Below are 5,129 nucleotides of genomic sequence, written 5' to 3' on the forward strand. Positions count from 1 at the left end.
GGCGTAGATCGAAGGTTCGTGTCACCAGGTGCAACGTTGTAAAGTTTTGTAAAGAAAACGTACCTGCGTGTTGGCAACTGTCTGAGCGCAAAAGATGAAATTGACTTTCCACCTTCGTCTATTAATTAAGTTTGGCTGGCATTGCTTATAAGCATTTGAAAATGCACCAAATCTGCAATAAAGATGAATTTATGAGGGTCAAACTACCTTTTCTCCTATGTTTACTCAAGAAACGGTAAATAGTAGAGAAGAATTGGATGGTCAAACAACATTGGGAAGAAGAAGAATTAATTGAAAATTGGACACTTGTTCCCCAAGAACTCAAACTGGTCAAAAACAAATTAGGTGGAAATCAGATTGGTTTTGCACTACTATTGAAACATTTTCAACTTTTTGCTCGTTTCCCTGATTCTCAGTCATCCATCCCTCAAGCTATTATCTCTTACATAGCCCGTCAAATTGATGTATCTGAAAGTTTATACTCCGATTATGATTGGCAAGGACGTTCAGCTAAAGCGCATCGAGTTGAAATTCGTCGTTTATTTAATTTTAGAGTAGCCACAGTTGCTGATTCAGAACAAATGGCTGAATGGTTGGTAATAGAAATCTTACCAACGGAACAAAGATTTGAATCTCTGATGGAACAAGTCTATCAAAAATGGAGAGAATTACAAATCGAACCTCCAACATCAGGAAGAATAGATCGTTTAATTCGCAGTGCCATTACTCAACATGAAACCAACTTTTGTCATCAAATTTACTCTCAACTATCCCAAGAAGTAATCTCTCAAATTGATATACTCTTAACCACAGAAGAGTCAGATGTCCAAGAAGATAACACCGACCCCAAAAAATTTCAAACATCAGATTTCGCTTTTCTCAAAACTGACCCAGGCCCAGTAGGTTTAGGGAGTTTTTTAACTGAAATAGAAAAGCTCAGACTCATTCAGAAAATAGGCTTACCCACTGATTTATTCACCGGAATTTCACCCAAGCTAGTAAAAACCTATCGTCAACGAGCAGCAACAGAAACCCCATACCTTTTACGCCAACATCCCCCCGCTATTCGCTACACACTCATGGCAGCTTTCTGCATTCAACGTAGTCAAGAAATCACCGATAATCTAATAGAATTACTCATTCAAATTATCCATCGTATTAGTGTCAGAGCCGAAAAACGTATACATACTCAACTAATAGAAGACTTCAAGCAAGTTACAGGAAAACAGAATATACTCTTCCGTATTGCAGAAGTAGCAGTAGCTAAACCTACTGGAGTTATTGAAAAAGTTATTTATCCAATAGTACCCCAACAAACCCTCCAAAATTTAGTCAAAGAATATAAATCTACAGGTATAGCTTATCGTCAAAAGGTTCACACCGTCATCCGTGCATCCTTTGCCAACCACTACCGCCGGATGATTCCCCTACTCCTAGAGACCTTAGAATTTCGCTCCAACAACGACATTCATCGCCCCGTAATTCAAGCAATAGAGCTACTCAAGAAATACGCTCAAAGTAAAGCTAGATACTATGAAAATGGAGAAAACATACCCATTGATGGAGTGTTAAAAAGTGGTTGGAAAGAAATCCTTTTAGAAAAAGAGGAAGATGGAAAAGAACGCATTAACCGCATTAATTACGAAATCAGTGTTTTACAAACCCTTCGAGAAAGATTATCCTGTAAAGAAATCTGGGTAACAGGAGCATATCGCTATCGAAATCCTGATGAAGATTTACCTACAGATTTTGAACAACATCGTCAAGTTTATTATCAAGCTTTAACCTTACCAGAAGATGTAGAAACCTTCGTCCGTAACCTACAACAAAAAATGGCTGACTCCTTAGAAAAATTAGACAAAGGAATGCCTGATAACCCAGATGTTAATATTGTCGGAAAAAATCAAGGTTTAATTAGACTTAGCCCATTCCCTGCAGTAAATGAACCTCTAAACCTCAAACAACTAAAAGGAGAAATCAATCGTATTTGGCATCAAACCAGTTTATTAGACATTCTCAAAGAAACAGATTTAAGGGTTAACTTTACTCGGAACTTCAAGAGCATGGGAACGCGGGAAATTATTGATAGAGAAACGCTACAAAAGAGATTACTGCTTTGTCTCTATGGCATGGGAACAAATACAGGATTGAAACGCATTAATACAGGTATCAATGGCGAAAACTATCAAGACTTACTCTATGTGCGCCGTCGCTATATTCATAAAGAACAATTACGCAGTGCCATTGCTGAAGTTATTAATGGTATCTTTGAGATTCGTTTACCACAGATTTGGGGAGAAGGAACCACAACTTGTGCCAGTGACAGTAAACATTTTGGAGCATGGGAACAGAATTTAATGAACCAATACCACCTCCGTTATAGAGGTCGAGGAGTGATGATTTATTGGCACGTTGAGAAAAACTCAGCCTGCATTTATTCCCAACTAAAAACTTGTTCTTCAAGCGAGGTGGCTGCAATGATTGAAGGTGTTTTACGTCATTGCTCTAGTATGGAAGTTGAGAAAAACTATGTGGATAGTCACGGACAAAGTGAGATAGCTTTTGCTTTTACCCATTTGTTAGGATTTCAATTAATGCCACGATTAAAGCGAATTAAGGTACAAAAGTTGTATCGTCCTCATGTTGGCCAGCCAGAAGCTTATCCTAATTTACAACCAATTCTTACCCGTCCTATTAATTGGGATTTAATTCGGACTCAGTATGACCAAATGGTAAAATATGCCACAGCCTTGAGATTAGGAACGGCAGAAACAGAAGCAATTTTAAAACGTTTTAGAAAAAATTCTTTCAAACATCCAACTTATTTAGCTTTAATAGAATTAGGAAGAGTTATTAAAACAATTTTTTTGTGTGAATATCTTGAAAAAGAAGCAGTACGAAGGGAAATAAATGAAGGTTTAAATGTTGTGGAGAGATGGAATGGGGTGAATGATTTTATTTTCTACGGCAAAGGAGGTGAATTTGCTTCTAATCGTTTAGAAACTCAGGAATTATCAGTATTATCTTTGCATTTATTACAAAATTGTTTGGTGTATGTGAATACCTTGATGATTCAGAGTGTATTGGCAGAGCCACATTGGTCTAAAAGGTTGACGGAGACAGATTTACGGGCTATTACACCTTTGATTTTTAGTCATGTTAATCCTTATGGTACATTCAAGCTAGACCTCAAAGAAAGGATTGCTCAGTTGAGCAATTCTTCTGTGGCGATCAGAAACTAGAGATAATAATGAGTCTGACGGTACTCTGCAACGTGGAGTGAATAGTTTTTGAGGGAACGGGCGCGCGGACAAACTTTGCTCTAAGCTATACTACATAATACTTGTAGCTACATTTTACACTTGAGATACACGCGCTCAACACTCACTTTTCAGAGAAAGAGTATTAGTAATACTCTTTTATTATGGGAAAATTTTGTCGCATTAATATATATTAAATATATACTTATCAGTCATTTTTTAATAGTATTTGTAAAGCGTTTTGAGCAACTTGTTCTGCTCTTAATGATGTAACTTTTTGATACTTTAGAGTAGTTTGAATGTGAGAATGACCCATTAAGGCTCGTAGTTCCTCAATCCCCATTAAACCAACTCTTTCTGTGGCAAAGGTATGGCGTAAATCATGTAGCCTCACTCCTGCTAATAGATGACTTTGATTGGTTACTTCTTTCCATAAGCTATAAACTCGATGGTAGGATAATCGGGTAATAATTTCGGTTAAGGGATGTCTTGCTGTAAATAGAGCTGCATGAGGTTTGTGTCGATAATATTGGATATACTTTTCTAAAAGAATAGCAGCATCTTTACTATAAAAACACCAACGTTTTTTATTGCCTTTACCTACGACTTGAAATTTATAATTATCTCGGTTAATATCTTCTAAATTCAAGGATAATAATTCACTGATTCTTGCACCTGTGCGATGCAGAAGTCTCACAATAGTATGTAGACGAATATCCGGTTCAACTAATTGATATAAGGTTTCTAGTTGCTCATTGGTTAAATAACGAATTACACTATCATCCTGATGTTCGCCTTTGGAACGATTCGGTTTTTGTTGTTGTATCCCCGTGGCTGGATTAGCTTTAATATAACCTTTTTGTACGGCAAAGTTTAATAAAGATTGTATAATTGTTTGATGACGGTTATGGGTTGTATAAGATAAATGAGTTAAGGAGGTTAGATAATCTTCAATTAGTTTTCTATTAATAATTTCAATGGGGTAACTACCGAATTTTTCTAGTAAGGGCATTAAAGTTACTTCATAAGATAATTTTGTCGAGTTAGATAAGCTGTCTCTATAAATAAATTCAGTGGTAACTTGAGCTAGAGTTTTAGTCACACATAAAGAGATATTAATTGTTCTTTTTCTTGTTCTTAATGAGTGACTATTAAACAGGATTATTATTAAATTTTTATGTATATTTTTGATTCATCAAAAACCCCAAAACCAGAAGAAACGGTGGGCGAGTATCTGAGAAGACTGAGGGAAAGTGCTAATATCTCTCAGCAAGAGTTGGCAGAAGCTGCTGGTATTCATCTGCAAAGTTTAGGTAAGTTGGAAAGGGGTTTAACTAAACGTTTAAATAGTAAGACCAAGAAAGGATTAGCTATTGCTTTAGATATTCCAGAAGAATTTTTGGAGGCGGTATTAAATGGGAAATCTGTTGAAGGGATTCAGAAAAAACAGTTTTGTCCTCATTGTTGGAAAGGTGGTACAACTCCAGATCCAGTTTGGACTCTTTCTCGTGCTAAATATTGTTTAATTTGTGGCAATAATTTATTGAATTCTTGTCAAAAATGCCAGGAACCTTTAATGTCTTTTAAGCATAAATTTTGTCCCAATTGTGGTACTCCCTATACTAAAAAAAAATAAGTAGGGTAATCTTTGTAGGACTTTGACTACAGACAGATCCAGATTGAGTGAAGCAGGATTATTTGCGTCTGCTGAGACGGGCGTTCAATGAACGACTTGCACCCCCTTGGAATGTTTCTAGGTAGTGCAATTGTGTAGTTGTTTGCGCTCAGGCAGTTGCCAACACGCGGATACGTTTTCTTTACAAAACTTTACAACGTTGCACCTGGTGACACGAACCTTCGATCTACGCC

At 36.7% G+C, this 5,129-nt stretch carries 3 protein-coding genes; 2 read left to right on the forward strand and 1 reads right to left on the reverse strand.

Going from position 1 to position 5,129, the window contains the following annotated elements; genetic code table 11:
- The first annotated feature begins 257 nt into the window (after nt 1–257).
- On the forward strand, nt 258–3,242 hold the full coding sequence (locus tag F6K15_RS37295) for a Tn3 family transposase (RefSeq protein ID WP_293071074.1): 2,985 nt from the start codon (nt 258–260) through the stop codon (nt 3,240–3,242).
- A gap of 226 nt (nt 3,243–3,468) precedes the next feature.
- Here the strand turns inward: F6K15_RS37295 and F6K15_RS37300 are convergent, their stop codons facing one another.
- Nucleotides 3,469–4,362 (reverse strand): tyrosine-type recombinase/integrase, encoded by an 894-nt coding sequence (locus F6K15_RS37300; protein ID WP_293071075.1) that lies wholly within the window; start codon nt 4,360–4,362, stop codon nt 3,469–3,471.
- Between the two features lie 75 nt (nt 4,363–4,437).
- On the opposite strand from F6K15_RS37300, the gene F6K15_RS37305 reads away from it, so the two are divergent.
- Nucleotides 4,438–4,896 carry a helix-turn-helix domain-containing protein gene (locus F6K15_RS37305; protein WP_293071076.1) on the forward strand — a complete coding sequence of 153 codons (459 nt, stop codon included), beginning with the start codon at nt 4,438–4,440 and terminating at the stop codon, nt 4,894–4,896.
- Nucleotides 4,897–5,129 lie beyond the last annotated feature (233 nt).

The sequence above is a fragment of the Okeania sp. SIO2B3 genome, assembly GCF_010672525.1.
GTDB lineage: Bacteria > Cyanobacteriota > Cyanobacteriia > Cyanobacteriales > Microcoleaceae > Okeania.